Source organism: Streptomyces sp. NPDC051576 (genome assembly GCF_040681835.1).
In the GTDB taxonomy this organism is placed as follows: domain Bacteria; phylum Actinomycetota; class Actinomycetes; order Streptomycetales; family Streptomycetaceae; genus Streptomyces.
This window is the reverse complement of sequence record NZ_JBFAZO010000006.1, coordinates 276,351-303,058: the sequence shown is the minus strand read 5'-3', so window position 1 is coordinate 303,058 and position 26,708 is coordinate 276,351. Positions and strand designations below refer to the sequence as shown.

Annotated in this window: 25 protein-coding genes and 1 tRNA gene; 9 read left to right on the top strand and 17 right to left on the bottom strand. The window is 68.9% G+C overall.

Translation table 11 applies throughout. The features are described from left to right. Window positions 1-67 precede the first annotated feature (67 nt). Window positions 68-424: a hypothetical protein gene (locus AB0M63_RS22050; protein WP_355917260.1), complete on the top strand. Its 357-nt coding sequence runs from the start codon at window positions 68-70 to the stop codon at window positions 422-424. A gap of 45 nt (window positions 425-469) precedes the next feature. Further along, window positions 470-865 (top strand): nuclear transport factor 2 family protein, encoded by a 396-nt coding sequence (locus AB0M63_RS22045; protein WP_355917263.1) that lies wholly within the window; start codon window positions 470-472, stop codon window positions 863-865. 13 nt (window positions 866-878) lie between these two features. Here AB0M63_RS22045 and AB0M63_RS22040 read toward each other — a convergent pair whose 3' ends face one another. Together AB0M63_RS22040 and AB0M63_RS22035 are read right to left on the bottom strand one after the other, a co-directional pair. Then, the gene (locus AB0M63_RS22040) at window positions 879-1,217 is read right to left on the bottom strand and encodes a hypothetical protein (RefSeq protein WP_355917266.1); all 339 of its coding nucleotides are present in this window, start codon (window positions 1,215-1,217) and stop codon (window positions 879-881) included. A 29-nt stretch (window positions 1,218-1,246) separates the two neighbouring features. Beyond that, a complete protein-coding gene (locus tag AB0M63_RS22035) occupies window positions 1,247-1,666 on the bottom strand; it encodes a hypothetical protein (protein ID WP_366020543.1) in 420 nt (139 codons plus the stop codon). A 170-nt stretch (window positions 1,667-1,836) separates the two neighbouring features. On the opposite strand from AB0M63_RS22035, the gene AB0M63_RS22030 reads away from it, so the two are divergent. Then, complete coding sequence (locus AB0M63_RS22030) at window positions 1,837-2,403, top strand: HAD-IA family hydrolase (protein WP_366020542.1); 567 nt, start codon at window positions 1,837-1,839, stop codon at window positions 2,401-2,403. A 14-nt stretch (window positions 2,404-2,417) separates the two neighbouring features. Here the strand turns inward: AB0M63_RS22030 and AB0M63_RS22025 are convergent. Beyond that, window positions 2,418-2,492 (bottom strand) — tRNA-Val (locus AB0M63_RS22025). Between the two features lie 192 nt (window positions 2,493-2,684). Between AB0M63_RS22025 and AB0M63_RS22020 the strand changes: the two genes are divergently transcribed. Together AB0M63_RS22020 and AB0M63_RS22015 are read left to right on the top strand one after the other, a co-directional pair. Further along, on the top strand, window positions 2,685-3,479 hold the full coding sequence (locus AB0M63_RS22020) for a DUF4097 family beta strand repeat-containing protein (RefSeq protein WP_366020541.1): 795 nt from the start codon (window positions 2,685-2,687) through the stop codon (window positions 3,477-3,479). An 83-nt stretch (window positions 3,480-3,562) separates the two neighbouring features. Continuing rightward, on the top strand, window positions 3,563-4,948 hold the full coding sequence (locus AB0M63_RS22015) for a hypothetical protein (RefSeq protein ID WP_355917278.1): 1,386 nt from the start codon (window positions 3,563-3,565) through the stop codon (window positions 4,946-4,948). 19 nt (window positions 4,949-4,967) lie between these two features. Here AB0M63_RS22015 and AB0M63_RS22010 read toward each other — a convergent pair whose 3' ends face one another. From AB0M63_RS22010 to AB0M63_RS22000, 3 genes are all read right to left on the bottom strand, one after another. Next, entirely contained in the window at window positions 4,968-6,134 is a 1,167-nt protein-coding gene (locus AB0M63_RS22010; RefSeq protein ID WP_366020540.1) for an amidase domain-containing protein, read from the bottom strand. 87 nt (window positions 6,135-6,221) lie between these two features. Further along, complete coding sequence (locus AB0M63_RS22005; protein ID WP_355917284.1) at window positions 6,222-7,499, bottom strand: hypothetical protein; 1,278 nt, start codon at window positions 7,497-7,499, stop codon at window positions 6,222-6,224. A gap of 43 nt (window positions 7,500-7,542) precedes the next feature. Then, a complete protein-coding gene (locus tag AB0M63_RS22000; protein WP_355917385.1) occupies window positions 7,543-9,723 on the bottom strand; it encodes a transglycosylase domain-containing protein in 2,181 nt (726 codons plus the stop codon). A 252-nt stretch (window positions 9,724-9,975) separates the two neighbouring features. On the opposite strand from AB0M63_RS22000, the gene AB0M63_RS21995 reads away from it, so the two are divergent. Continuing rightward, complete coding sequence (locus AB0M63_RS21995) at window positions 9,976-10,191, top strand: zinc ribbon domain-containing protein (protein ID WP_366020539.1); 216 nt, start codon at window positions 9,976-9,978, stop codon at window positions 10,189-10,191. Between the two features lie 149 nt (window positions 10,192-10,340). Here AB0M63_RS21995 and AB0M63_RS21990 read toward each other — a convergent pair whose 3' ends face one another. The 3 genes from AB0M63_RS21990 to AB0M63_RS21980 are packed head-to-tail and all read right to left on the bottom strand — an operon-like array spanning window position 10,341 to window position 14,901. Then, the gene (locus tag AB0M63_RS21990; RefSeq protein ID WP_366020538.1) at window positions 10,341-11,156 is read right to left on the bottom strand and encodes an HAD family hydrolase; all 816 of its coding nucleotides are present in this window, start codon (window positions 11,154-11,156) and stop codon (window positions 10,341-10,343) included. Further along, a complete protein-coding gene (locus tag AB0M63_RS21985) occupies window positions 11,156-13,720 on the bottom strand; it encodes a phosphoribosyltransferase (RefSeq protein ID WP_366020537.1) in 2,565 nt (854 codons plus the stop codon). The genes AB0M63_RS21990 and AB0M63_RS21985 overlap by 1 nt, the downstream gene beginning before the upstream one ends. A gap of 14 nt (window positions 13,721-13,734) precedes the next feature. Then, the gene (locus tag AB0M63_RS21980; RefSeq protein WP_366020536.1) at window positions 13,735-14,901 is read right to left on the bottom strand and encodes an HpcH/HpaI aldolase/citrate lyase family protein; all 1,167 of its coding nucleotides are present in this window, start codon (window positions 14,899-14,901) and stop codon (window positions 13,735-13,737) included. A 176-nt stretch (window positions 14,902-15,077) separates the two neighbouring features. Here AB0M63_RS21980 and AB0M63_RS21975 point away from each other — a divergent pair, with 176 nt between their 5' ends. Beyond that, window positions 15,078-15,884: a TerD family protein gene (locus AB0M63_RS21975; protein ID WP_366020535.1), complete on the top strand. Its 807-nt coding sequence runs from the start codon at window positions 15,078-15,080 to the stop codon at window positions 15,882-15,884. An 18-nt stretch (window positions 15,885-15,902) separates the two neighbouring features. On the opposite strand, the gene AB0M63_RS21970 is transcribed toward AB0M63_RS21975, so the two are convergent. From AB0M63_RS21970 to AB0M63_RS21945, 6 genes are all read right to left on the bottom strand, one after another. Beyond that, complete coding sequence (locus AB0M63_RS21970; RefSeq protein WP_355917388.1) at window positions 15,903-16,637, bottom strand: Tellurium resistance; 735 nt, start codon at window positions 16,635-16,637, stop codon at window positions 15,903-15,905. Between the two features lie 118 nt (window positions 16,638-16,755). Continuing rightward, entirely contained in the window at window positions 16,756-17,901 is a 1,146-nt protein-coding gene (locus AB0M63_RS21965) for a DUF475 domain-containing protein (protein ID WP_355917301.1), read from the bottom strand. A gap of 258 nt (window positions 17,902-18,159) precedes the next feature. Then, window positions 18,160-18,735 carry a TerD family protein gene (locus AB0M63_RS21960; RefSeq protein WP_355917304.1) on the bottom strand — a complete coding sequence of 192 codons (576 nt, stop codon included), beginning with the start codon at window positions 18,733-18,735 and terminating at the stop codon, window positions 18,160-18,162. Between the two features lie 118 nt (window positions 18,736-18,853). Continuing rightward, on the bottom strand, window positions 18,854-19,429 hold the full coding sequence (locus tag AB0M63_RS21955; RefSeq protein WP_019060360.1) for a TerD family protein: 576 nt from the start codon (window positions 19,427-19,429) through the stop codon (window positions 18,854-18,856). 112 nt (window positions 19,430-19,541) lie between these two features. Next, window positions 19,542-20,000 (bottom strand): peroxiredoxin, encoded by a 459-nt coding sequence (locus tag AB0M63_RS21950; protein ID WP_366020534.1) that lies wholly within the window; start codon window positions 19,998-20,000, stop codon window positions 19,542-19,544. Window positions 20,001-20,142: 142 nt separating this feature from the next. After that, window positions 20,143-20,580, bottom strand: coding sequence for a DUF3052 domain-containing protein (locus AB0M63_RS21945; protein ID WP_019060358.1), 438 nt, complete (start codon window positions 20,578-20,580; stop codon window positions 20,143-20,145). 368 nt (window positions 20,581-20,948) lie between these two features. Here AB0M63_RS21945 and aceE point away from each other — a divergent pair, with 368 nt between their 5' ends. Beyond that, on the top strand, window positions 20,949-23,681 hold the full coding sequence (gene aceE, locus AB0M63_RS21940; protein ID WP_355917311.1) for a pyruvate dehydrogenase (acetyl-transferring), homodimeric type: 2,733 nt from the start codon (window positions 20,949-20,951) through the stop codon (window positions 23,679-23,681). 86 nt (window positions 23,682-23,767) lie between these two features. Continuing rightward, window positions 23,768-24,529 (top strand): potassium channel family protein, encoded by a 762-nt coding sequence (locus AB0M63_RS21935; protein WP_355917313.1) that lies wholly within the window; start codon window positions 23,768-23,770, stop codon window positions 24,527-24,529. A 1-nt stretch (window position 24,530) separates the two neighbouring features. Here AB0M63_RS21935 and AB0M63_RS21930 read toward each other — a convergent pair whose 3' ends face one another. Both AB0M63_RS21930 and AB0M63_RS21925 read right to left on the bottom strand, forming a co-directional pair. Continuing rightward, on the bottom strand, window positions 24,531-24,809 hold the full coding sequence (locus AB0M63_RS21930; RefSeq protein ID WP_355917391.1) for a small hydrophobic protein: 279 nt from the start codon (window positions 24,807-24,809) through the stop codon (window positions 24,531-24,533). 249 nt (window positions 24,810-25,058) lie between these two features. Next, complete coding sequence (locus tag AB0M63_RS21925) at window positions 25,059-26,678, bottom strand: MFS transporter (protein ID WP_366020533.1); 1,620 nt, start codon at window positions 26,676-26,678, stop codon at window positions 25,059-25,061. Between the last annotated feature and the right edge of the window lie 30 nt (window positions 26,679-26,708).

Genomic DNA, 26,708 nt, shown 5'->3' with positions numbered 1-26,708 from the left:
CCACCCGTTCGTATGAAGTCCCGGAAGGAACTCGCGACCCAAATTCGAACAGGCGTAGCATTAGCGCGTGGCTACGACCTATGACTTCCCGAGTGACCTCCTCGCCGGTCAGGAGGAGCTGCATCAGGTCCGGGCCGAGCTGTCGGCCCTGCTGAAGCGGCTGCCCTGGTCGGTCGAGCCCCTGGACGGGTTCAGCGACACGGGTGGCTGGCGCAAGGTGGAGCGCCCCGCCTCCCCCGGCTGGACACCCGACGAACAGGCCGAGGTGGAGAAGCTCCGGCAGCGCGAGCACGAACTCGCGGTCTTCGTCAGCGGCCACCGTTTCTGGACGGAGGTCACGGCGACGGAGCGCGTGGACAAGCGGATGAGGCTGAAACACGCCCACGAGAGGCCACCGGCGGGCGACCGGGCGGACAATGGGTGAGAGAAGCCGCATATCGCCGAAGCAATCGAGAGGCGGCGATCCATCATGGCCGACCACCCGCACGCACTCCTCGTCCGCAAGGGCTACGACGCCTTCGTCCGCGGTGACATGGACACCCTGCGCTCGCTGATGTCCTCGGACGCCACGCACCACGTGCCCGGCACCCACCCGCTGTCCGGCGACTTCAAGGGCCAGGACGCGATCATCGACATGTACGGGCAGCTCTTCACGCGGACGAACGGCACCCTGCGCGTCGACCTGCGCACGGTCCTCGTCGACGGCCGGGGCCACGCGGTCTCGCTCCACCACCTCACGGCCGATCGCGACGGCAAGCACATCGACGAAACCGGAGGCATCGTCTTCCGCATCCTCGGCGAGAGGATCACGGACCTGGACGAGTGCGTCGAGGACATCGACAGGGCGAACGAGTTCTGGTCCTGACGGCCCAGGACAACTACCCGTTCCGCAGCGCCCGTTGGGCCACCAGCAAGGCCGCCAGCGCCCCTACGGCACCGGCGGCCCGGAAGCCGTGTGTCGAGCGCCAGGACAGTACCGACCACCGGGACTGCGCGGAGAGTACGGAGCCCGTGCTCAGCCACGACCCGGCCGAGACCAGGGACAGGGCCGAGCCGATCGACCCGACCGACAGCGCGCTCCCGATCGAACCGACGGACAGGCTCGACCCGACGGACCCGATGGACAGCACCGACCCCACCGAGCCAATCGACAACACCGAGTCCTTCGACCACAGGGACAACACGGAACCCGAGGATGCGGTGCCTGGTTGTGTCATGGGGCCATCCTGCCCACCGCCCGCACCCGCTACAACTCATCCCGCCACCACGGCACACCGGGATGCCCGGCCCGGATGGTCGTGGCCCTCGTGAGGATCCTGTCGTCGAGGGCGGAGACGAGGGCGCGCAGTTCCCGTGCGCTCTTCTTGGGCAGCGCGTGCAGGACGGCTTCGAGATGATCGCGGAAGTAGCCCGGGTCGCAACACCCGGGATCGCCGCACCGGTTCGCCCTCACCGAGTCGACGATGAGCCTGAGCGGACCGTCGGCAAGCGCCTTCCAGTGCCAGAACGCCTCCGCCGTCGCCCCGTTCAGGAAGCGGGCGTGTTCGAGCCGACGCAGATCGGCAGCGCAGGAGGCCGAGAGACGGTCGATGCACGGGTACCGGAATCGGCTCGGATGACGTACGGGGAGTCCGCCGCGCAGGGCGGACGGGCGCCTACGCGGCATTGCCCTTTCGGTTGTCGGTCATGAGGGCAAGGTACTGAACGTCGCATCGGGCGGCCACCGTGTTTTCGGCGGAGCGCGCCGCCGGGGCCCAGTGTCCCAACTGGTCCCGGACGGGCCATGGTTGCCCACGCCGGGCAGCGCCCTCCGTAGGATGCCGAATAGGTCATGGTGTGATCGCCGCCGACCTGGCGCCCGGGCTGCGCGACGGCTTCCCCTGGCATCGGCCCGAGGTGGGGCATCCAGCGCTGGGCACCCCTGACGCGTGGTGGGACGCTCTTCGGCCGCTCCTCGTGAAGGCGTACGTCGGCGCGGGCGTCGATTCCGGACTGGCCGCCCGCGCCGCGCGGGGCGTACGGGCTCACTACGTCGACGCGACCCGGTGGGCCGTCTTCCCCGACAGTGTGGCCGCGCTGGAGGAACTGGCCGCGGCCGGCTGGGTGCACGTCGTCGTGAGCAATCATGTGCCGGAACTCGACGGTCTGATTCGGGGCCTCGGGCTCCATGGCCACTTCGCGGCTGTGGTCAACTCCTCGCTGGTCGGCTGGGAGAAGCCGCACCGCCGGATCTTCGAGGCGGCCTTGGACCGGGCCGGGCGCCCCGAGCGGGTCTGGATGGTCGGCGACAACCCGGTGGCCGACATCGCAGGCGCCCAGGCCGTCGGAGTCTCCGGCATCCTCGATGCCGACCACGGGAACCACAGGAAGAGGCCTCCCGGGGATCCCCCGAAAGGCCTCTGACCCGCAACTGATCCTGGTGGGCGCGGACGGTTTCGAACCGCCGACATTCGCCTTGTAAGGGCGACGCTCTACCCCTGAGCTACGCGCCCAGGACGAGTCGACAGCCTACATGGCCAGGGGGCCTGTCCTGAAACCCGTATCCGTGCGGAGGAGTGCCCGGGGGTTTACCCCACCCCGGGTCCGGGAGTGCGCCGGATGCCGTCGTGGGGCGTGGCTCTCTACGGTCGGGGGGAGCCGTAGGAGTCGCTGGGACTCCGCGTCCGTCCAGGGGGAACATCATCGTGAACCGAACCGGCACCCGCACCCGCACCACCCGCGCCCTCACCGCGAGCACCGCCCTCGCCCTGCTGCTTCTCGGTGCCACCGCCTGCGGTACCGCCTCCGCCGGGGACGACAAGCATCCCGATCACCGCACCTTCGCGCTGTCCGGTCGTAGCCTCACGATCGTGTCCGACGACTCGGCGCTGGAGATCGTCTCGGCGGCGTCGAACCCGGCGGGGAAGGTCGAGGTCACCCGGTGGTGGCAGGGGAAGGTGGCGATCGGGTCGGATCCCAAGGCGACCTGGGCCATGCACGGCGACCGGCTGGAGCTGCGGCTGAAGTGTTCCGGGGTGATCGCCGACTGCTCGTCCAAGCACCTGATCGAGGTGCCGCGCGGGGTCGCCGTGACGGTGGAGGACGGGGACGGGAGTGTGCGGGCGCGGGGGTTCGCTGACGCGCTGAGCGTGCGGACGCACGACGGGTCCGTGCACGTGACCGACTCCACCGGGCCGCTGACACTGCGCAGCGGGGACGGTTCCGTGCACGCCGAGGTGTCGTCCCGGGAGGTGCGCGCGACCACCGGTGACGGATCCGTGCACCTCGAACTCGGCGCCGTACCGGACCTGGTGGACTCGCGCAGCGGCGACGGGTCGGTGACGGTCACGCTGCCCAAGGGCGGCGGCACGAAGTACCGCGTCACGACCAAGACCGGGGACGGATCGGTGGATGTGTCGGTGCCCCAGGACTCGACGAGCTCACATGTGGTGACCGCCCACACGGGCGACGGGAAAGTCACGGTGCGGAACGCGAACTGACCGGCCCGTGTGTTCGTCCTTCACCGGTGGGAGAATGACAACGGTCAGAACCTGTCGGACGGAAGACAGCACGGGAGAGGGATGTGACGGCGACACCTGCGCAGCCGTATTCGCCGCTCACACGGTCCCGGCGCGGTTCGGCCGCCGCCCGTGCCGCTCTCGACGGCCTCACGCTGATGAGTCTGCCGCTGCTCGCCGCGCTCGCGCTGCCCGCCGCGTTCGCCGGCGGTGGCACCCGGCGCTGGTTCGGCGGGCGGGCGGAGAGCCAGCGGGCCGAGGCGCAGGCGGCGAAGGACGCCGCCGCCGCCGCGTTCTACGAGCTGGACACCGCCCAGCGGGATCTGCGGATCTCGATAGACACCATCACCGCGGTCGACGACTCGCCGGCCGCCCGGCGCGCGGTGACCGACTTCGAGGCGCTGGGGCGGCGCATCGACGAGGCGAGCGGCCGGTACATCAACGCCGTCGACGCGCACGACCTCGACCGGGACGACCTGGAGGCCGCCGCCGCCAACCGCGCCCGTAGCGAACTGACCGCCGCCAAGGACCAGTTGGGCCAGGTCAAGCAGGAACTGGACCGGTTCGAGAGCGGCCTGGGACCACTGCTCGGCAAGGCGGAGACCCAGTTGGCCCGGCTCGCGCCGGCCGTGGAGCGGGCCCGGCAGGCGCTGCTCGCCGCCAGCAACGCGCTGGACGCGGTACGGGCATCGGGGCTGCGGGCCGACGATCTCGCGGCCCGGCTTGCCGCGCTCGGGCCGGAGCTGACGAAGCTGAACCAGGGCGCCGGGCAGCACGGTGTGCCGCGCACACTGGAGCGGGCGGCGCAGGTCGCGCGGGAGGCGGAGGCCATCGGGGCCGAGGCCGGGCGGCTGCCCGAGCGGGCCGCCGAGATCGACCACCGGCTGGTCTCGCTGCGCACCCGCGCCCAGGCGCTCACCACCCGGGCCGGCCAGGTCGACCCGGTCCTGAGCGAGCTGCGGCGGCGCTTCTCGGCCGCCTGCTGGCAGGACCTCCAGCAGGTCCCGGACCAGGCGGCGGAGAACGTACGGCAGGCGGAGCTGAAGCTGAAGGAGGCGCGGGCCGCGCGGGACGCGCAGCGCTGGCCGGACGCCACCTCACTGCTGTCGACGGTCCGGGCGCTGCTGAACACCACCGACGAGGCCGTCTCGGCGGCCGGTGACCGGCTGCGCCGGCTGAACGCCGTACAGAAGGACCCGCAGCAGGAGATCGACCGCACCCGCTTCGCGATCCGCGACGCCCAGCGCCTCGCGATGACCGGCCGGACGACCCCAGATCCCCGGCACGCCCGTCCGCTCGACGACGCCGTCGCCCGCCTGGACCGCGCGATCACCACGCTGGAGGGCCGCCACCCCGACTACTGGCACTTCCTGACCGAGACGGAGGCCGTACGGCAGTCCGTGGCGCGGGTGGTCGGCCAGATCCGCGAGGAGCGGGGAACCGGACACTGAGCCCGGCTCCCCACCCGGATCAGGTGCGGTAGGCGTAGTAGTACGCGTTCGGGTAGGACGCGATGAGACTCGACAGCGACCTGCGCAAGGTGTTGTTCGAGTGGTATGTCACGTACGGAACGCCGTTGGCCTTGTACGTGACGATCATCGTGTGGTCCTTGGCGCCGTCCCGGTCGAAGTCGACCTGGATGACGTCGCCGACCTCCGCCTGGTAGACGTTGGCGAGCGGGGTGGTCCGCTTGGAGTTCTGCGCGAACCAGGACCACTCGTTGACGCCGACGAACGAGTCGGACTGGATGTCGGCGGTGCCGAACCACTTCGTGTAGTCGTACACATAGCCCGGGACGTGCTTCCAGCCGCCGGCCTTCAGGGACTGGCTGACGAAGTTGGTGCAGTCGCCGCCGTCCGCGTGGCCGTTGAAGTTCGGGTAGTCCGTGTTGTAGACGTTCCAGTACTTCTCGGCGTAGGCCGCCATCGCCTTGTAGTCGTACGTCGTGCTCGTCTTCGGCACGGCCACCGGGTTGCGGGTGGTCGCCGCGCGCGGGGCGTCCGGCGTGGTGTTGCCGTCGTCGGCCGGCGCGGGCGCCTTGACCGCGGGCTTGGACAGCGTGTTGACGGCGAGGCCGCCCTCGTCGGTGTCCTCGATCTTCGACAGCTGCCAGGTGCCCCGCTGGTCGGCCTTGAAGGTCAGCTCGTGGTGGGCCTGGAAGTCCGTGGACTTCGGCGCGTCGCCGGTGACCTTCGCGTACGTCAGCGTGGTCGTCTCGGTGACGTCGGCCTTGGCGGTACGGCCGGTGACCCGGGTCGCGTCGAGCGTGACCTTGGTGGTGCCGGCGCTGTATGTCTCGCCGACCTCGGCGAGCTTGGTCTGACGGCCCCTCAGCTGGGTCAGCGCCGAACTCTCGTCGCGCGACTGGGTGTTGGAGAGACGGACGTCGCCGGAGAAGCGGGACGTGCTCTGCTTCTTGGCCGCCCCGTGGACCAGCGCCTGGGTGCGGTCGGTGAAGACCGCGTCCGCCAGCTTCTGGAAGGTCGCCTTGGTCGAGGCGTCCACGGTCGGATCGTTCACAACGGCCGCGCCCGCGCTCCAGTTGGGCACGAGGGCGACGCCGGCGACGACCGAGGCGGCCGCCGCCGAGACTATGGCCGTACGACTCCGCCTACGGCTCAGCTTTCTGGATTTCAATGGTGTTCCCCTCTACGCCGGTACGCCTACCGGGCGAGGGCATCTTCGCACGCCATGTGTGGCTGTTGTGAAGGGGGTTGCGCGTGGTCACTTGACCACCGTGGACCAGTCCGGCGACTGGGCCGGGTCCAGGCTGCGCAGTTGTTGCAGGGTCTGCGGCGACTGCACGTCCATCCAGTCCGACAACTCCTTGAAGGACACGCACTTCACGCCCTTCTTGGTGCAGATCTTCGGGATGATCTGGTCGATCGCCTTCATGTAGATGCTGCCGTTCCAGTTCTCGAAGTGGTTGCCGATGAACAGGGGCGCCCGGCTGCCGTAGTAGACCCGGTTGAAGCCGGCCATGTACGAGTCGACGGTCTTCTTCTCCCAGTCGGCGAACTTCGAGGAGTCGCCCTGGGTCGCGCCGCCGGACTGGTTGTAGAGGAAGTTGAAGTCCATCGACAGGGCCTGGATGTTGTCCCCGTACGGGAGCAGTTCGAGCGGGAAGTCCCAGAGGCCGTCCTTCTTGGTGGGCCATATCTGGAAGTCGCCCGGGGAGCTGGCGTCGTACTTCCAGCCGTAACCCTTCAGCGCCTTCAGGAGGTTGGGCTGACCCTCCAGGCAGGGAGCGCGGCCGCCGACGACCTCCTTCTTGAAGTCGAAGGGCAGGGCCGGGATGTCGGTGTAGCCCGTGTTGGTCTTCCAGTTCTCGACGAAGGAGAAGAACTGGTCGATCTCGCTCTTCCACTGCGCGACGCTCCAGTCACCGCCGCCCTTGGCCTCGCAGAAGTGGCCGTTGAAGTGGGTGCCGATGTCGTTGCCCTGCTCGTAGGCGAGGCGGAGTTGCTCCAGGGTGTCGCGGATGTGCTGGTCGGTGGGGAAGTCGATGGCGGCGGAGCCCACCGCGTGCATCGGCGGGTGGTACAGGTCCCTCTTGCTCTTGGGCAGCAGGTAGATGCCCGTGAGGAAGAAGGTCATGTGCGCGTTGTACTCCTTGGCCATCTCCCGGTAGTGCGAGAAGAGTTTGTCGTCGCCCTGGAGCGCGCCGTCCCAGGAGAAGACGACGAACTGGGGAGGCTTCTCACCGGGCTTGAGCGGTACGGCCTTCAACTGGTCCTTCTGCGGCCCCGTGTACGAGGTGGAGCCGTCCCCCAGCACCTTCGTCTTGCCGTCCCACGCGGGTTCCTTGGACGACTTGGGCGTGGCGTTCCTGCCGGCCGACGCGGTCGGTGTCGTGTTGTCCCGGTTCAACGCCAGATACCCGGTCACCAGCGAGGCGACGACGAGGAACACCGCGAGGGTGAGGAAACCCGTCTTCGGGTTACGGCGAGGTTCACGGGCTCGGCGGCGGCGGCCGGACGGTGCCTTCGTCCGAGGCTTCATGGGCGGCTCATTCTGCGAGGAGGTGGCGGTTTCGCTGCGGTGGTCAGCCGAGCGGGGTCATGGCTCTCGACCAGATGCCGTAGGGGACGTCGGTGACTGGCGTGCCGGAGATTCCTTTCAGCGGCAGGGGTTCGAGGCTCTTGGTCAGGTCGATGCGGTAGACGACGACGGCGGTCGACACCGACTTGGCCGTGCCGACGTACCAGGCGGCGGTGTCGTCCTGCGTGGTGCCGCCCTTGCCCGCCACGTCGGCGCCGGCCTTGGCGTCGTCGGGGTGCGCGTCGGCGAAGGAGTCCGTCAGCGCCTCCGTCACCTCGCGGGCGGTGGTCCTGCTCACCGCCCGGTTCGGTTCCGGCCGCTCCAGTGCCACTTTGGCGCCGTTACGGGTGATACGGAGGACCGAGTACGGCTCGGTGTGGACGCCCCCGGCGTCGAACGTGCCGTACGCGCTCGCCATCCGCAGCGCGCTGGGTGTGGCGTTGCCCAGGGACAGCGCGGGCACCTGCGCCCCGAAACTGGAGGAGAGCAGTCCGGCCGCCTCGGCCGTCTTCCGGACGGTCGTCAGGCCGGTGTCCATGCCGAGCTGCATGAACGGCGTGTTCACGGACTCGGCGAGGGCCTGGCGCAGACTGATCTGCCCGTAGGACTTGTTGCCGTCGTTGTGCGCGGAGACCTTCTTGCCGCTGCGGTCCCAGTACGGCCCCTCCGGTGTGGTGACCGGCACGGCGTCGTCCCCGTCGTACAGCGTCTCCGGGGTGACCTGGGTCGGCGGGCTGCCCCGCGTCTTGGTGACCCCGTGCTCCAGGGCGGCGGCGTAGACGAAGGGCTCGAAGGCCGAACCCGCCGGGACGGTGGTCGCGTTGGAGTCGTTGTAGCCCTGCGTACGGTGGTCGGGGCCGCCGTAGACGGCGAGGATCCGGCCGTCGGAGGCCACCGAGGAGGCGCCGTAGTGGGCGGTCTTCGCGGTGGCGGGGTCGCTCTTCTGCGCGGCCTTGCGGGCCTTGGTGACGGAGTCCGTCAGCTCGGTCTCGCGGTCGCGGTCGAAGGTCGTGTAGATCTGGTAGCCGCCGAGGTCGAAGTCCTTGTCCGAGATGTGCGCGGTCTTCTTCGCGTACTGGGTGGCCAGCTCGACCAGGTAGTCGCTCTGCTTGCCGGTGTCGTAGGTGATCGACTGCTTGAGCGGCTCGGGGAACGTCTTGTACTTGGCGCGCTCGGCCGGCGAGAGCTTGCCGATCTTCACCATGCGGTCCAGGATCCAGGACCAACGGGCCACCGCCCGGGCGTGGTTGGCCTTGCTGAGCGTCGGGTCGTAGAGGCCCGCGCCCTTCAGCAGGGAGGCGAGGAAGGCGCCCTGGCTGGCGTTGAGCTGGCTGACGTCCTTGCCGTAGTAGGCCTGGGAGGCACGCTGGAGGCCGTAGGTGCCGCGGCCGAACCAACTGGTGTTGAGATAGCCCTCGAGGATCTTGTCCTTGCTCATCTTGTTGTCGAGCTTGAGGGAGATCATCGCCTCGGTGAACTTGCGGCTCACCGTCTGGTTCTGGGTCAGGTAGACGTTCTTGACGTACTGCTGGGTGATCGTGGAACCACCCTCGGTGTCGCCCTCGCCGACCGTGCGGTACAGGGCCCGGGCGATGCCCTTCATGGAGATGCCGGGGTCGCTGTAGAAGCTCTCGTTCTCCGCGGCGAGCACCGCCCAGCGGACGTCGGTCGGGATGTCCTTCAGCGGCATCGCCTGCCGCTGCACCCAGCCGGTGCGGGCCATGGGTGTCCCGTCCGACCAGAAGTACACGTTGTCCTGCTGGGTGGCGTACGTGTTGAGGTCCGAGGGGATGTCGGTGGTCGCGTACGCGACGACCAGGAAGAGTCCGCTGAGCCCGATGGAGGCGAGCACCCCGCCCACCCACTGCCGCCAGGAGGGTATCCAGCGGCGCCAGTCGGTACGGCCCGGGCGCGGGTACTGCGGGCGCATCCTGCGGACGTACGGAGTGAGGAAGGTCACCAGCGGGGCGAGGCGGGCGACGACGGGGGCGAAGCGGGTACGGAGGAACGCGGCGAGCCGGGAGAGACGGGTCCGGAGGGAGGGGCTGGGGGTTTTGTGCCCTCGGCGCCGTACGGGTTTCGTCTCCCCCTCGGGTATCTCCGATGCCTCGGGTATCTCCAGATCGGACACCCGCAGTTGCATGGTCTCGTCCGGCCGGAACCCGGCGGGAAGCTTCAACTGCATGGTCTCGTCAGGTCGTTGAGGCTTCTCCCCCTCCCCCTCGTGGGTCACGACGCGTCTCCCTCTTACACCGTTGCCGTCGACGCGGCTGCAAATTCCGGTTCCCCCCGGCCTCACAGGTCACGCGGCCAGCTCAAATTACCAGTGGTCTTCGCAAGTTCTCCATATAAGAAAACGACAGAACAGGACACAGCCGAAACCTTCATGAAAAAACAAGGTGCCGTACTCATGTGGGGACGACGTTAGCCTGAGCTCATGCCTCGCTATGAGTACCGCTGCCGCACCTGCGGAGACACGTTCGAAATGAGCCGCCCCATGGCGGAGTCCGCCGCCCCGGCGGCGTGCCCCTCGGGACACGACGACACCGTGAAGCTCCTGTCGACGGTGGCCGTCGGCGGTACGACCGCGCCCGCGCCTCAAGCGGGTGGAGGCGGCGGGGGCGGCTGCTGTGGTGGAGGGTGCTGCGGCTAGGGCCGGTGCGATTTCTGCCTGCGGGTCCGTGGGGGCTGACCGCGCCCACGCGGCGGCAGCCGGATGCCGGACGCGCCCCGCACCCCTAAGTCGTGTCCACAGAGTCCCGCCTGCCGTGCAGGCAGACGACGGGACTTCGCGGACACGGCCTAGGGGGTCGCCGCGCGAGCTGCCTTCGAGAATGCCCGCAGGATGCGCTCCCCTGCCAGCACTCCCCGCTCGGGCAAGGCCGTGACGTGTGGCGCCGTCCAGGCCGCTTCGGCCAGCTCGCCGTGGCCCGGGCGCCAGCCCTTGTCCGCGGCGAGCAGCAGGTCGGCGTCGAGCAGGGAGTCACCGGCGGCGAGGGTCAGCTCGGCGCCGGTGCGGCGGGCCACCTCGCGCATGGCCGCGCTCTTGGTGAGCGGCTTCGGTACGGCGTAGAGCTTGCGGCCCTGTACCGACACCGTCCAGCCGCGGTTCTCCGCCCACACCGCCAGCTCCTTCACCCACTCCTCGGGCAGCAGCTCGCGCTCGACGACGAGGTAGACGAACAGGTCCTCGGCGACGCGGTGCTTGCGGACCCAGGCCGGGTCGGCGGAGGCCGCGAGGTGCTCGCGCACCTCGTCGAGCGGCGCGCACTCGGCGGCCAGCTTCGCCAGTACCCGGGCGTGCCAGTCCTCGTCGGTCGCGCCGTCCACCAGGATGTGGCCGCCGTTGCCGCAGATCGCGTACTCCGGCTCCGGGCCGGGCAGGTTGATGCGCTGGTACTGCCTGCGGCTGCGGGTGGTCGTCGGCACGAACACGGTCGCGTCGGCGAGTTCGGTGAGGAGTCCGGCCGCGGTCTCGGTCATGAAGGACAGCGGCCTGCTCTCGTGCACCTCGACACAGAGCAGCCGGGGCGCCCGCGCGTCCGGCATGGTCAGCGCGAGGGCGGCCGAGGAGTAGATGAGCGTACGGTCGAGGTCGCTCGCGACGAGTACCGGCATCAGACCGCCACCGCCTTGCCGTCGGCACCGGTCGCACCCCGGGTGTACTTGGGGTGGATCAACCCCACACAGGTGTACGGCAGTTCGTCGACCTCCTCGACGGGCACGCCTCGCTGCTCGGCGAGCAGCCGGACATGGTCGAGGTCAACGCCGGCGCCGGCCCGGGCGAGGATCTTCCAGGGCACCCGGCGCAGCAGCACCCGGGTGGTCTCGCCGACGCCGGGCTTGACGAGGTTCACATCGTGGATGCCGTACTCCTCGCTGATCCGCTCGACCGCCGCCCAGCCCTCCCAGGTCGGGGTGCGGTCGGTGTCGAGCAGTCTCTTCGCGCGGGCGAGCGCCTCCAGGGCGGCCTCCGGGAAGCGGGCCTCGACGGCGTCCAGGAAGTCCTCCGAGACGTCCGCGCCGGCGAGTTCGCGGTAGAACTTGGCGCCGTGGAAGTCGTGCGGGCCGACCAGGTCCGCGCGCAGCACCGTGCGCGAAATCAGCCCCGACACGGTCGAGTTGAGACAGGCGGAGGGGATCAGGAAGTCCTCCCGGGTGCCGTACGTCCGCACGCACGAGCCGGGGTCGGCGAGCACCGCGATCTCCGGGTCGAAGCCGGTGACGCCGTCGGACTTCTCGAACTCCTTGACCGCGTCGGCAAGTTCGCGGGTGATGGCGCCCTTTCCGGTCCAGCCGTCGACGAAGACGACATCCCGGGGGTCGTGGTGGGCGGCCAGCCAGCGCAGCGCGTTCGCGTCGATACCGCGGCCCCGCACGATCGACACGGCGTAGTGCGGCAGGTCGAGCCCGTGCCGGAACTTCGCCCAGCGGCGCATGAGGACACCGACCGGGGTACCCGCGCGGGCCAGCGAGACCAGCACCGGGCGGGGGGACCGCTCGGCGAGCACGAGTTCCGTCACCGCGCCGACCGCCTGCGCGATCCGGGTCGCCGAGGTCCTGAGCGCCTCCTGGAACAGCTCCTGGTACCGCTCGCTCGGCTGATACTCCACCGGCAGCGACTCCGCGTAGTGCGCGCCGCCGCTCTGGATGGCCTCCTCGCGCTCCTCGGTCGGCGCCTCCAGCGTCACGTCCGAGAGATCCTGGAGCAGCCAGCCGACCTCTTCGGGCGCGTACGAGGAGAAGGCGGGGCCGCGGAGGGGCTCGGGCAGCATGGCGGGCCTTTCGGGGACGTACGAGGGGACGACCGCGAGCAGTACGTGCGGGGTGTGGGCGGCCAACTGGCTGAGCAGGCCGTGCAGTTCGGGGGTGTCCGCGCGGGAGTCGACGACCGCGACCACCGCGTCGAAGCCGGCCCCCGCGATGTTGTAGGCGTAGCGGTCGCCCGGGCCGTCTGCGGGGGTGTCGTGGGCCGGGAAGGTGAGGCGGGTGCGGATCGCGTAGCCGGGGTCGTCCACCGCGAGGACGGGTGAGCGGGTGGTGGTCGAGTAGGTCACGTCGGCGTCGACGACCTGCTCCAGCTCACGGGCGAGTCTCAGCGGGGCGTACATCAGCTCTTCGAAGCCGAGGATGTGCACGTGGCGGGCTTCAGCGGGGAGTGCTTCTGCCAGGCGGGCGGCCATGGCGGGGAGGGCGCGTTCCAGGCGTATTCGGTGCGCGGGGGTGAAGCCGTGGCGGGCGCCGTCGGGGAGGCCTGCGGGCCAGCGGAGGTCTATTCGGCGGGTGGGGACAGTGGGGGCGGCTGTTAGGTGCGGCCTGGTGGAGGCTGGGCGCGCAGTTCCCCGCGCCCCTGGGGAGTTGGGGCTCAGGTCGGTTTTTAGGGGCGCGGGGCTGTGTCCATTTGCGGCTCCGCCGCGGGGCGCAGCCAGCACCGACGAACCTGCACCTGACAACCCGCCGCCCCTTTCATACCGCGCCACCAACTCCTGCCCCTTCTCCAACACCCCCTCCGGCAGACTTACGGTCCCCGAGGCGGCAGCCACAAGGTCAACCCTCGCCCCGATCTCCGCCGCGAACTCCTCCAACCGCCCCGCGTCCGCAGCCGACCGCATGTCGACCAGGGCCACGACCACGTACCGCTTCCGCGGATACCGCTCGTGCAGGTCCCGGATGGTGTTCAGCACCGTGTTGCCGGTCGAGAACTCGTCGTCGACCAGGATCAGGGGGCCGGCGGCTGCCAGCAGCGCGGGGTTCTCGGGGAGCAGCAGGTGTGAGGTCGCGTGGGAGTGGGACTCCTCGAAGCCGCCCGCGGGGGCCACGCCGGGGACCGGGCGGCGGGTGGAGTGGAGGTAGGGGGCCACGCCGATGCCGTCCGCGACCGAGTGGCCGAGGCCCGTCGCCGTCTCCGCGTAGCCGAGGACGACGGCCGCGCCGGCCTCCTCCGCGCCCAGGAGATCCCGTACCCGGCGGCCCAGGGTGAAGCCGTGGCCGTAGACGACCGACGGGGACTGGGGGACGTGCTTGCCGAGCACGTTCGAGACGAGGAGGTGGGCCCGTTTGGGGTTGCGGCGGAGGGCCAGGCCCAGCATGTCGGTCAGTTCGGGGTCGCCGACCAGCTCGACGCCGAGCCGCTCCGCGACCCAGCTGCCGGACCAGACCTCGTCGTTCACTGCCTTGTTCATACGTCCCTTGCGATTCAGCCGGGGATTCCGGCGGCGAGCAGCTCCACGAAGCCGACGTCCTCGCGTGCGACCCCGAAGATCTCGGCGCGCAGCATGGTCCGCTCGGCCCAGGCGCGGTGCGGCTTCACCTCGTTCATCTTGTTCGTGTACGCCGAGCGCAGCACGCCCCCGCCGCCGCGCTCGGGGCGCAGGATGTCCTGCGCGTCGCAGAACTCCTCGTGGCTGACCACGGACAGCGCGTGCACGGGCAGCACATGGGAGGGGTGGATGCAGGTCTTGCCCATCAGCCCGTTGGCCTGGTCGAGGGCGATCTCGCGCAGCAGCCCGTCCATGGCGTGCTCGATCAGCGCCTCGCGCAGCTCCTCGGCCTTTCCCTCCAGGAAGGGGCTGCGGCGCAGCTGCGGCTTGAACATCCGCTCCTGGACGCGGAAGTACTCCCACACCGGGCCGGTCACCGTGAAGCCGGTGCCGTCGGCGCGGCCCAGCATGTTCACCACGTCGGCGATCACGTTGGCGACGATCTGGACGTCGTAGGCCGTCATGTCGGAGGCCCGGCGCAGGCCGTAGGACGAGCAGAAGTCCGTCACGCCGAGGCGTAGCGCCAGGACCCGGTCGCGGTACTTGTCGACCGCGCGGGAGATGCCCTCCAGGGTCTCCACCCGGGACTCGCGGTAGAGCAGCTCGGGCGACTCCAGGACGGGCATGCCGAACAGCCGGCGGCCGCTGGCCGCCTCCGCGGCGGACAGCGCCTCCAGGAAGGGCATGCCGCGCTCCTCGGTGAACTTCGGCATCACGAACCCGGAGAGCAGCTCCACGGCCGGGCCCATGCGTCGTACCAGGTCGGGGATCTGCTCGGGCACCCGGACCCTGATGAACAGCAGGGGGAGGTCGGCCTCGGGGCGGGCGGCCAGCTCGGTGAACTGGCGGACCAGGTTCTCCTCGGCGGCCGGGACGTCCTCGTCGCCGATCGAGTCCTCCAGGCACAGCACCATCGATACCACGCCGCGCGCCGCCAGCTTGACGATGTCGTCGGCGAGGCGGGGGCGGGTGGCCGGGCTGTAGAGCGTGGCGCCCAGGGCCGCGGCGAGCAGCCGGGCCGGGGAGTCCGCGTCGAACTCGCAGGGCTCCTGGAAGAAGAGACGCTGCCGTACCTCAGGGGCAATGTGCCCGAAATGACGCATAAAGCTCCCCCGTGGTGACGATGTGACCCGTGTGTGTTTTCGATAGGTGGCCGGTAATAGTACGTACAAACCCATGTCAAGCGTTCCCGCCGGGCATGAACTTCAGGTAACTCGACCGTGTCGGTGTCCGCACCCCCACGTTGTCGTGACCAGGACCGAGAGGGCAGGATGACCGCATGACGCACGCCATGCTGAAGGGGTCGAACGTCCCGCTGGAGGCCACCACGGTACGTGCCGTGCTGCGCTGGACGCCCGGGCAGGGGGTCCCGGACGTGGATGCCTCGGCGCTGCTCCTCGGCCCCGCCGGTCAGGTGCGTTCCGACGAGGACTTCGTCTTCTACAACCAGCCCCGGCACCCCTCCGGGAAGGTCTGGTGGCTCGGCAAGAAGCGTGTCTCGGAGGGCCCCACCGACACGATCCAGACAGATCTCGCCGGTGTCGAGTCCGAAGTCGGCCGGATTCTCGTGGTCGCTTCGGCGGAGGACGTCACCTTCGACCACGTACCGGGCCTGCGCATCCTGCTGTACGACGCGGCGGTCGCCGAGGGTGAGCCGCTGCTGTATTTCGACATCAAGCCGGAGACCGGCGAGGAGACCGCGCTGATCTGCGGCGAGCTGTACCGCCGCGGCGAGGGCTGGAAGTTCCGGGCGCTCGGCGAGGGCTACTCGAACGGGCTGCGCGGGCTGGCCATGGACTTCGGCATCACGGTGGACGAGTCGGAGACCGCGGCCCCGTCGATCCCCTCCGCGGCCCCCTCCGGCCCCTCCGCTCCCGAGACCTCCCAGCCGCTGCCGCCCGAACAGCCGACCGCGGTTCCCGCGCAGAGCGCGTACGGCTATCCCCAGGAGCCGGCGACCCAGCCCGCGTACGGCTATCCGCAGCCGTCTCCGGCCGGCACCTACGGGTATCCGCAGCCGGTACCGGTGGCGACCGCGCCGGATCCGGACTTCCGGATGCCGCCGCAGGGACCGCAGTTCATCTGACGGCGGCGGGGATACGGCTCACTGCTCGACCTTCGTCTTGTAGCCCCGGCCCCACTGCAGTCCCCAGCCGTACAGCCGGTCCAGCTCGGCCTGGAAGCCGTAGACGAACTTCACCTCGCGGCGGACCACGAGCTCGCCCTTGACGTTCTCGATCATCACGACCGCGCAGGAACGGGCCTGCGGGTGGCGTTCGTCCAGGCCTATCTCGATGCGGGGGCCGTTGCTCGGGTAGAGGGTGACGATCGCGTGGGTGCGGTCGAAGGCCGGGGTCTGGTCGTAGATGTAGACGAAGACCAGCAGCCGCTTGATCTGCTCGCGGTGGTCGAGGTTGACGTACATCGTCTCGCCGGACGCGGACCCGAAGCGGTCGTCGCCGCTGAGCTTCACGTACGGCGGTGAGTTGACGTCCCCGAGGAGGCCGCCGAGGGGCTGGACGACGCCCTTGGTGCCGTCCATCAGCTCGTACAGACAGCCGAGGTCGAGGTCGACGTTGACCATGCTCTGGCTGTGGCCCATGACCTCGGGCGGCTTCAGCGCCTTGAAGGGGTGGCGCAGCAGGCTGTCGCGCTGGGTGCCGCCGATGTCCGAGGTGCGCATCCGCCAGGTGAGGTTGACCCGGAGGTTTCCGGTGGCCGCGCCCTGCTTGGTGAGCGAGACCTGGTGGTGCCGTTTGGTCAGTTCTATGGAGTTGCTGGCCGCGCTGCCCGAGTCGAAGTCGGCCTCGCGCCGCCAGATCCCGTCGAAGAAGCCCATTCCCGCCCCCACGTCCACATTCCGCATGCCCCGCATGACAACACCGTCGGGGCGGCCGGGCAGAGGACATGTCCTCGACGGCCGCCCCGAACAGAGCGTTCCCTTACCAGGGAGCTTGTCACACCCCGGACGAGACCTCAGTCTTCTCGTCCGAGCCTGCTTTTCCCTCGGCTTCCGCGAGGGCGCGGTTGCGGCGGACCGAGGACCAGAAGGACCAGCCGATCAGGACGACGCCGACCAGGCCGGTGATGACCTCGTTGATCTGGTACTGGATGGTCACCATGAGGATCACGGCCAGGGCGCCGATCGCGTAGTGCGCGCCGTGCTCCAGGTAGACGTAGTCGTCCAGCGTGCCCTGGCGGACCAGATAGACCGTCAGCGAGCGGACGTACATCGCGCCGATACCCAGACCCAGCGCCATCAGCACGATGTCGTTGGTGATCGCGAACGCGCCGATCACGCCGTCGAAGGAGAACGACGCGTCCAGCACCTCCAGGTACAGGAACATGAAGAACGCGGCCTGGCCGGCGAGGACCACCGCCGAGCGCTGCTTGCCGCTGCGCGCGGCCTCTTCCTCCTCCTCGTGCTCCCGCTCCTCCGCTTCTTCGAGGCGGTCCTCGAAGTAGCCGGAGAGGCCGCCGACGATCATGTACGTGATCAGACCGGCGATGCCGGAGATCAGGACCGTCTGCGCCTTGTCGGTGTGGGCGCCGCCGTGCTGGTGGGCGTGGGCCGCGAAGGTGAAGGAGGTGATCAGCAGGACGATCAGCGCGATGCAGACCGACAGCATGTCGACCTTGCCGAGCTTGGCCAGCGGGCGCTCGATCCAGCGCAGCCACTGGATGTCCCGGTCCTCGAAGATGAAGTCCAGGAAGATCATCAGCAGGAACATGCCGCCGAAGGCCGCGATCGCCGGGTGGGCGTCGGTGACCAACTGCTGGTAGTGGTCCTTGTTGTTGAGCGCGAGGTCGACCGCGTCGATCGGACCGATCTTGGCGGTGACGGCGACGATGACGACGGGGAACACCAGCCGCATACCGAAGACCGCGATCAGCACGCCCACGGTGAGGAAGATCTTCTGCCAGAAGGCGGACATCTTCTTCAGGATCCCGGCGTTGACCACCGCGTTGTCGAAGGACAGCGAGATCTCCAGGACGGCCAGGATCGCCACGATGCCAAAGGCTTCCCACCCCCCGTAGAACGCCGCTGCGACGAGGCCGAGCGCGGTGACCGCGAACGACCAGCCGAAGGTTTTCAGAAGCACTGGCTACCCAATCGTGTGTTGGGGGTCCCCCCAGACGGAGTCTGGGGGAGGGTCTCCCCCGCGCCGTACTCGGCTTTACTTAAAATTTGACTTCGAGCACAGAGTCTAGGGGAGACCTCCCCGACCGGGACAGCTGCCCTGTTCCGGTCGGGAAGCGGCAGGTCGTGGGGGGCCAGCGGCGTGGCACGACCGGCCGTTACCAGGCGCAGCAGGTGACTCTCCCTCGTCGTCGCCGAGCCACCCTGCGTGAGCGGCCCTTTACGAAACGTTGACTCCAAAGTCCAGGGCGATGCCCCGCAGCCCGGACGCGTACCCCTGACCGACCGCTCGGAACTTCCACTCGCCCTGATAGCGGTACAACTCGCCGAAGATCATGGCCGTTTCGGTGGAGGCGTCCTCGGAGAGGTCGTAGCGGGCGAGCTCCTGGCCGTCGGCCTGGTTGACGACGCGGATGAAGGCGTTGCTGACCTGACCGAAGGCCTGGCCGCGTTCCTCCGCCATGTGGATGGAGACCGGGAAGATGATCTTGTCGCAGGTGGCCGGCACCTTCGGGAGGTCGACCAGGATCGACTCGTCGTCGCCCTCGCCCTCACCGGTGAGGTTGTCGCCGGTGTGCTCCACCGAGCCGTCCGGGCTCTTGAGCTGGTTGTAGAAGATGAACCACTCGTCCCCGAGCACCCGCCCGCCGCCGCACAGCAGCGCGCTGGCGTCCAGGTCGAAGTCGGCGCCGGTGGTGGAGCGTGCGTCCCAGCCGAGCCCGATGAGTACGTTCGTGAGGTTGGGTGCGGCCTTGGACAGGGAGACATTGCCCCCCTTGGCGAGCGTGACGCCCATAGTGCTGGTCCTCCCCGAGGTGATCCCTATTGGGTTGTCCTGCACGCCCGGCGCCGCACGCAAACCGTGCGGCGCCGGGCGGTGAAGCCTTCAGACCTCATACGGCATACGTCATACGTCAGACATTGACGCCGAAGTCCTGGGCGATGCCGCGCAGGCCCGAGGCGTAGCCCTGGCCGATGGCGCGGAACTTCCACTCCGCGCCGTTGCGGTACAGCTCGCCGAAGACCATGGCCGTCTCGGTCGAGGCGTCCTCGGAGAGGTCGTAGCGGGCGATCTCGGCGCCGCCGGCCTGGTTCACCACACGGATGAACGCGTTGCGGACCTGGCCGAAGGACTGCTGGCGGTTCTCGGCGTCGTAGATCGAGACGGGGAAGGTGATCTTGTCCACGTCGGCCGGGACCGCCGCCAGGTTCACCTTGATCGCCTCGTCGTCGCCCTCGCCCTCACCGGTGGTGTTGTCACCGGTGTGCTCGACGGAGCCGTCCGGGCTCTTGAGGTTGTTGAAGAAGACGAAGTTGGCGTCGCTGGCGACCTTGCCCGCGCTGTTCAGCAGCAGTGCGCTGGCGTCGAGGTCGAAGTCGGTACCGGTGGTGGTGCGGACGTCCCACCCCAGACCGACGATGACCGCGGTCAGGCCCGGGGCCTCCTTGGTCAGTGAAACGTTGCCGCCCTTGCTGAGGCTGACTCCCACGAGTCCTCCATTGGTGTCCAGGGGCGGGGATGCCCCGTAGTGCGTGGTATCGGATCAACGTCTCGATCCTAGTGACGGGTTCCCGACCCTCGCAGGCCCTGGAACCGAACAATCACAGGGTGTCGAGCGCCTTCACGTACTCATTGAGGTCGCGCGCGTCCGGCAGGCCGTTGACGACGGTCCAGCGCACGACGCCCTCCTTGTCGATGATGAAGGTCCCGCGCACGGCGCAACCCTTGTCCTCGTCGAAGACGCCGTAGGCGCGCGAAGTGTTGCCGTGCGGCCAGAAGTCGGAGAGCAGCGGGTACTCCAGGCCCTCCTGCTCGGCGAAGACGCGCAGGGTGTGGATGGAGTCGTTGGAGACCGCGAGGAGCTGCGTGTCGCGGTCGGTGAACTGCGGCAGGTTGTCGCGCAGGGAGCACAGTTCGCCGGTGCAGACGCCGGTGAAGGCGAAGGGGTAGAAGAGCAGCACCACGTTCTTCTCGCCCCGGAAGTCCGACAGCTTCACGGTGGCGCCGTGGTTGTCCTTGAGCTCGAAATCGGGGGCCTTTTCGCCGACCTGGATCGCCATCTCGTCCTGCATCCCTTCGGTGGGGCTGTTCGGGTGAGAGCACCCTCTGGGTCCACCACCCTACGCAGCGATCACCGCATGCGGACGGACGGGCTGGCATGGCCAGCCCGTCCGGGGTTCGACGATCGAGGTACCTCTGCGACTACCTCTTGGACTTCGCGGCCTTGGGCGTCACCAGCCGGCTGCCGCTCCAGTCCTTGCCCACGCTGACGCTCTTGGCCGCGGAAAGGCCCGCGGTCGTGGCGGCTTCCGAGATGTCGCTGGGCTCGACGTAGCCGTCACGGCCGGTCTTCGGCGTCAGCAGCAGGATCGAGCCGCCCTCCTCGACGTACGAGATGGCGTCCACCAGTACGTCGGTCAGGTCGCCGTCCTCGTCGCGGAACCACAGCACCACGGCATCGGCGACGTCGTCGTAGTCCTCGTCCACCAGGTCGCTGCCGATGACTTCTTCAATGGCCTCGCGGAGTTCCTGGTCTACGTCGTCGTCGTAGCCGATCTCCTGGACCACCTGCTCGGGCTGGAACCCCAGCCTGACGGCAGGGTTCGTCCGCTCCTCCGCGTGGTCCGCGGTCGCGCTCACGGGTTGCCTCCTGATCATGTCTTGATGAATGTCCAGCCACGCGCGTGCGCGAAGCATTGGCCGTAGTCCACACGGACGGGCCGGATCGCGCAAGTACCCGGCGATTCGGAACGCCGAAACGGTGACGATCCTGGCCGTGTCGTCGCAACTCCAGGCACGCTATCGCGGCCGCCGGTGACGTACACCACAGCGTTCTGCCCGGTTTGCACGTTTGAGAACCCTCCGAGGGTACGCGACTCGAATGACTTTGCTAAACGAGTCTCGGTTACCTCACGGTAGAGATGACGATTGCCGCCCTGCGGTAGACCATGGGGAACGGTGCAACTCCCCCTATGACACGGTTTCCCCTCTGACACGTAAGGAACAGCGTGGCTTCCGGATCCGATCGCAATCCGATCATCATTGGCGGCCTTCCGAGTCAGGTTCCTGACTTCGATCCCGAAGAGACCCAGGAGTGGCTCGACTCGCTCGACGCCGCCGTGGACGAGCGCGGCCGTGAGCGGGCCCGTTACCTGATGCTCCGGCTGATCGAGCGGGCCCGCGAGAAGCGTGTGGCCGTGCCCGAGATGCGCAGCACGGACTACGTGAACACCATCGCCACCAAGGACGAGCCGTTCTTCCCCGGCAACGAGGAGATCGAGCGCAAGATCCTGAACGCGACCCGCTGGAACGCCGCCGTGATGGTGTCCAGGGCCCAGCGTCCCGGCATCGGGGTCGGCGGCCACATCGCGACCTTCGCGTCCTCCGCCTCGCTCTACGACGTGGGCTTCAACCACTTCTTCCGCGGCAAGGACCAGGGCGACGGCGGCGACCAGATCTTCTTCCAGGGGCACGCCTCGCCGGGCATCTACGCCCGCGCGTTCCTCCTGGACCGGCTCAGCGAGCAGCAGCTCGACGCGTTCCGCCAGGAGAAGTCGAAGGCGCCGTACGGACTGTCCTCGTACCCGCACCCGCGGTCGATGCCGGACTTCTGGGAGTTCCCGACCGTGTCCATGGGCCTCGGCCCGCTCGGCGCGATCTTCCAGGCGCGGATGAACCGCTACATGGAGGCGCGCGGGATCGCGGACACCTCCAAGTCACACGTGTGGGCGTTCCTCGGCGACGGCGAGATGGACGAGCCGGAGTCGCTCGGCCAGCTGTCGATCGCGGCGCGCGAGGGCCTGGACAACCTGACCTTCGTCGTCAACTGCAACCTCCAGCGGCTCGACGGCCCGGTGCGCGGCAACGGCAAGATCATCCAGGAGCTGGAGTCGCAGTTCCGGGGCGCCGGCTGGAACGTCATCAAGCTGGTCTGGGACCGCACCTGGGACCCGCTGCTGGCCCAGGACCGGGACGGACTGCTGGTCAACCAGCTCAACACCACCCCGGACGGCCAGTTCCAGACGTACGCCACGGAGACCGGCGCGTACATCCGCGAGCACTTCTTCGGGCACGACCAGCGGCTGCGCGCGATGGTCGAGAACATGACCGACGACCAGATCCTGCACCTGGGGCGCGGCGGTCACGACCACAAGAAGGTGTACGCGGCCTTCGCGGCGGCCAAGGCGCACAAGGGCCAGCCGACCGTGGTGCTGGCGCAGACCGTCAAGGGCTGGACGCTGGGCCCCAACTTCGAGGGCCGCAACGCCACGCACCAGATGAAGAAGCTGACGGTCGCCGACCTCAAGGGCTTCCGCGACCGGCTGCACCTGCCGATCACCGACCAGGAGCTGGAGTCCGGCGCGCCGCCGTACTACCACCCGGGCCGGAACTCGGAGGAGATCCAGTACATGCACGATCGCCGCAAGGCGAACGGCGGGTACGTCCCGACGCGTGTCGTCCGCTCGAAGCCGCTGGCGCTGCCCGAGGACAAGACGTACGCGAGTGTGAAGAAGGGCTCCGGTCAGCAGTCGATCGCCACCACCATGGCGTTCGTACGACTGCTCAAGGACCTCATGCGGGACAAGGAGATCGGCAAGCGGTTCGTGCTGATCGCGCCGGACGAGTACCGCACGTTCGGCATGGACTCGTTCTTCCCGAGCGCGAAGATCTACAACCCGCTCGGCCAGCAGTACGAGTCGGTGGACCGTGAACTGCTGCTCGCCTACAAGGAGTCGCCGACCGGCCAGATGCTGCACGACGGCATCTCGGAGGCGGGCTGCACGGCCTCGCTGATCGCGGCGGGTTCGGCGTACGCGACGCACGGCGAGCCGCTCATCCCGGTCTACGTCTTCTACTCGATGTTCGGTTTCCAGCGCACCGGTGACCAGTTCTGGCAGATGGCCGACCAGTTGGCGCGCGGTTTCGTACTGGGCGCGACCGCCGGGCGTACGACTCTGACCGGTGAGGGTCTGCAACACGCGGACGGGCACTCGCAGTTGCTGGCGTCGACGAACCCGGGCTGTGTCGCCTACGACCCGGCGTACGCGTACGAGATCGCGCACATCGTGCAGGACGGGCTGCGCCGGATGTACGGCCCCGACAGCGAGGACGTCTTCTACTACCTCACTGTCTACAACGAGCCGATCCAGCACCCGGCCGAGCCGGCGGACGTCGACGTGGAGGGCATCCTCAAGGGCGTCCACCGCATCAGCCAGGGCTCGACGGGCACGGTGCCGGCGCAGATCATGGCGTCCGGTGTGGCGGTGCCGTGGGCGATCGAGGCGCAGCGGCTCCTCGCCGAGGACTGGAACGTACGGGCCGACGTCTGGTCGGCGACCTCCTGGAACGAGCTGCGGCGCGAGGCCGTCGAGGTGGAGCGGCACAATCTGCTGCACCCCGAGGAGGAGCAGCAGGTTCCTTATGTCACGCGGAAGTTGAGCGGGGCCGAGGGACCGTTCGTGGCGGTTTCCGACTGGATGCGATCGGTTCCGGACCAGATCGCTCGGTGGGTGCCGGGGACGTACCAGTCGCTGGGCGCGGACGGGTTCGGCTTCGCCGACACGCGGGGCGCCGCTCGGCGGTTCTTCCACATCGACGCGGAGTCGATCGTGGTGGCGGTGCTGACGGAGCTGGCGCGGGAGGGGAAGGTCGACCGGTCCGTACTGAAGCAGGCGATCGACCGGTACCAGTTGCTGGATGTCGCGGCCGCGCATCCCGGGGCGGCGGGTGGCGACGCGTAGGAAGTGATCGCGGCGAGTGGTCGCGGTGGTCGAAGGGCGGTGGAGCTGTGGCTCCGCCGCCCTTTCCCGTTCCCTACGATGCGGCCATGAAGGAACAGTCGGCGCAGGCCCGTTGGGAGCAGCGCACCCAACGGCCCCTGCTGGCGCTCGCGGTGGCGTTCGCCGTGGCCTATGCCGTGCCGATCGTGGACTCGACCGCCGGGCATTCACTGACGACGGTGTGCACGGCGGTCGAGTGGGTGGTGTGGGGCGCGTTCGCCGCCGACTATCTGATGCGGCTCGCGATGTCCCGAAACCGTCGGCGGTTCGTGCGGACGCACTGGATGGACCTGTGCGCGGTGGTGGTGCCGATACTGCAGCCGCTGCGGCTGCTGCGGATGGTGTCGACGCTGATACTCGTCGGGCGGCGCGCCCGGATGGCCTCGCAGATCCAGCTCACGACGTATGTCGCCGGCGCGGTGGTCGGACTGCTGATGTTCGGCTCGCTCGCGGTGCTCTCCGTGGAACGGGACTCGCCCAACGGGAACATCCGGACGCTGGGTGACGCCGTGTGGTGGTCGTTCACCACGATGACGACGGTGGGCTACGGCGACCACGCCCCGACCACCGGCCTCGGCCGGATGATCGCGGTCGGCCTGATGCTGTCCGGCATCGCCCTGCTCGGTGTCGTGACCGCCAACATCGCCACCTGGTTCATCGCCCGCTTCGAGAAGGACGACGTGGAGGAACGGCGCCAGACCGAGGCGATCGAGGCACTGACGGAGGAGGTACGGGCGCTGCGGGCCGAGGTGGCGGCGCTGTCGGGGGCGCCGAGCCTGGTCGGGGGCGCCCCGGAGGAACGTCCCTAGATCAGAAGAACGTCCACATGAACGCCGCCACCGTGTCGATCGCGCCCAGGATCAGCGCGACCAGGGCCGGCAGTGAGCGGGAGCCCGCCCACGTTCGGCCCATGGCCAGCCAGCCGCATATCAGGGCGACCGGGCCGAGGATGATGCCCAGGGTGAAGAAGCCGGCGATCGCGCAGACGAGGCCGATGATGCCGAGCGTCGCGCGATCCGGCCCGGTCCCTGACCTGGTGCGGCCACGTGAGCGGGGGTACCTGCGCGTTCCGTTGCCGAAGCCCGTCATCGTCAACTCCCTGGGCGTCCATGCCAGTTCGGCCAGCACTCCTACAACCCTCGGGTACCCCGGTACAGACGAAAAAAGCCTGCCTGCGCGCTGCCCCCCTCCGGCAGCGCGCCGCAGACCACCTCGTCCCCCCTGCCCTGCGGAGGACTTGACTTACTGTGACCTGCGGCGCGTGCCGAGCGCCAGGAATCTTTAGCCGAGTCACCCTGATAGGCGAACTCGCCCTGAATCAGGGTCGGATGCACGCCGTCAGATGTGGGCCGCTCCCGCGCCCGCCTCCGCGTTCTCGCCGCGCTTGGTCAGCAGCGCGACGAACACCGCGACCACCGCGACCCCGGCCGCGACGAGGCAGGCCAGGCTCATGCCGGAGATGAACGTGTCATGAGCGACCTGTGTGATCTTCGCGGCGATCGCCTCGGGGGTGCCCTTGGCGACCGGGGCGACACCGACCTGCACCGCTTCGGAGGCCGCGTCCAACTGGGGCCCGGTGAGCTTGGGCAGGCCCGCGTCCGTCCAGTTGCCGGCCAGGTCGTTGTCGACGCGGGAGGCCATGACGGCGCCGAGGACGGCCGTACCGAGGCTGCCGCCGATCTGCATCGCGGCCTGCTGGAGACCACCGGCGACACCGGACAGCTCCATGGGCGCGTTGCCCACGATGACCTCGGTAGCGCCGACCATCACCGGGGCGAGGCCGAGTCCCAGCAGGGCGAACCAGATGGACATGACGGCGCTGCCGGTGCCCGCGTCGAGCGTGGACATGCCGTACATGGCGATCGCGGTGGCCGCCATGCCGCCGGCCAGCGGGATACGCGGGCCGAGCTTGGTGATCGCCGCGCCGGCCAGCGGGGAGCCGACGATCATCATCCCGGTGAGCGGGAGGAGGTGCAGACCGGCGTCGATGGGGCTCATACCGTGCACGTTCTGCAGATAGAACGTCACGAAGAACAGGCCGCCCATGAAGGCGATCGCCATCAGCACCATCAGGACCACACCCGCGGACAGCGGCACCGAGCGGAACAGGCCCAGCGGGATGAGGGGTTCCGCGACCCGCTGCTCCCAGAAGGCGAAGAGGGCGAAGCCGACGACGGACACGGCGAGGAACGTCCACGTCGTGCCGGAGCCCCAGCCCCAGGTCGGCGCCTTGATGAGGGCCCAGACCAGGCAGAACATCGCGCCGGAGAGCAGCGCGATGCCGAGGATGTCGAAGGAACGGGGAGCGTTCTCCGCACGGTGGTCACGCAGGATCAGCAGACCGAGGATCAGTGCGACGGCGCCGACCGGCACGTTGATGAAGAACACCGACTGCCAGTTGACGTGCTCGACGAGGACGCCGCCGAGGATCGGGCCGCCCGCGGTGGAGGCGCCGATGACCATGCCCCACAGGCCGATGGCCATGTTGAGCTTCTCTGCGGGGAAGGTGGCCCGCAGCAGGCCCAGGGCGGCCGGCATCAGCAGCGCGCCGAACAGTCCCTGGAGGACGCGGAAGGTGACGACGAACGCGATGCTGTGGGACAGCCCGATGGCGCCGGACGCGAGGGCGAAGCCGCTCACGCCGATGAGGAAGGTCTGGCGGTGACCGAAGCGGTCACCGAGCTTGCCGGCGGTGATGAGGGAGACCGCGAGGGCGAGGAAGTAACCGTTGGTGATCCACTGGACGTCGGCGAAGCTGGCGCCGAGGTCCTTCTGGATGGCCGGGTTGGCGATGGCCACGATGGTGCCGTCGAGGGCCACCATCATGACCCCGACGGCGACGGTTATGAGGGTGAACCACGGGTGGCCGCGCAGCCCCTTGGACGGCGTCGGGCCGGACGGGGCGACCGGTGCCTTGTCCCCCGGCCCCGTCGCGCTGATGGTGGTCTGACTAGTCATGCGTTCGAGGCTAATGTCAGCCGCTGACAG

Bases quoted from the DNA above. Each gene is read 5' to 3' on its own strand.
- AB0M63_RS22045 (WP_355917263.1), top strand. From the start codon at position 470: ATGGCCGACCACCCGCACGCACTCCTCGTCCGCAAGGGCTACGACGCC.
- AB0M63_RS21995 (WP_366020539.1), top strand. From the start codon at position 9,976: ATGCCTCGCTATGAGTACCGCTGCCGCACCTGCGGAGACACGTTCGAA.
- AB0M63_RS21985 (WP_366020537.1), bottom strand. From the start codon at position 13,720: ATGAACAAGGCAGTGAACGACGAGGTCTGGTCCGGCAGCTGGGTCGCG.
- AB0M63_RS21930 (WP_355917391.1), bottom strand. From the start codon at position 24,809: ATGACGGGCTTCGGCAACGGAACGCGCAGGTACCCCCGCTCACGTGGC.
- AB0M63_RS21960 (WP_355917304.1), bottom strand. From the start codon at position 18,735: ATGGGCGTCACGCTCGCCAAGGGGGGCAATGTCTCCCTGTCCAAGGCC.
- AB0M63_RS21925 (WP_366020533.1), bottom strand. From the start codon at position 26,678: ATGACTAGTCAGACCACCATCAGCGCGACGGGGCCGGGGGACAAGGCA.
- AB0M63_RS21990 (WP_366020538.1), bottom strand. From the start codon at position 11,156: ATGCCGGTACTCGTCGCGAGCGACCTCGACCGTACGCTCATCTACTCC.
- AB0M63_RS21970 (WP_355917388.1), bottom strand. From the start codon at position 16,637: ATGGGCTTCTTCGACGGGATCTGGCGGCGCGAGGCCGACTTCGACTCG.
- AB0M63_RS22040 (WP_355917266.1), bottom strand. From the start codon at position 1,217: ATGACACAACCAGGCACCGCATCCTCGGGTTCCGTGTTGTCCCTGTGG.
- AB0M63_RS21935 (WP_355917313.1), top strand. From the start codon at position 23,768: ATGAAGGAACAGTCGGCGCAGGCCCGTTGGGAGCAGCGCACCCAACGG.
- AB0M63_RS22000 (WP_355917385.1), bottom strand. From the start codon at position 9,723: ATGCAGTTGAAGCTTCCCGCCGGGTTCCGGCCGGACGAGACCATGCAA.
- AB0M63_RS22005 (WP_355917284.1), bottom strand. From the start codon at position 7,499: ATGAAGCCTCGGACGAAGGCACCGTCCGGCCGCCGCCGCCGAGCCCGT.
- AB0M63_RS21950 (WP_366020534.1), bottom strand. From the start codon at position 20,000: ATGGCGATCCAGGTCGGCGAAAAGGCCCCCGATTTCGAGCTCAAGGAC.
- AB0M63_RS22035 (WP_366020543.1), bottom strand. From the start codon at position 1,666: ATGCCGCGTAGGCGCCCGTCCGCCCTGCGCGGCGGACTCCCCGTACGT.
- AB0M63_RS21980 (WP_366020536.1), bottom strand. From the start codon at position 14,901: ATGCGTCATTTCGGGCACATTGCCCCTGAGGTACGGCAGCGTCTCTTC.
- AB0M63_RS21975 (WP_366020535.1), top strand. From the start codon at position 15,078: ATGACGCACGCCATGCTGAAGGGGTCGAACGTCCCGCTGGAGGCCACC.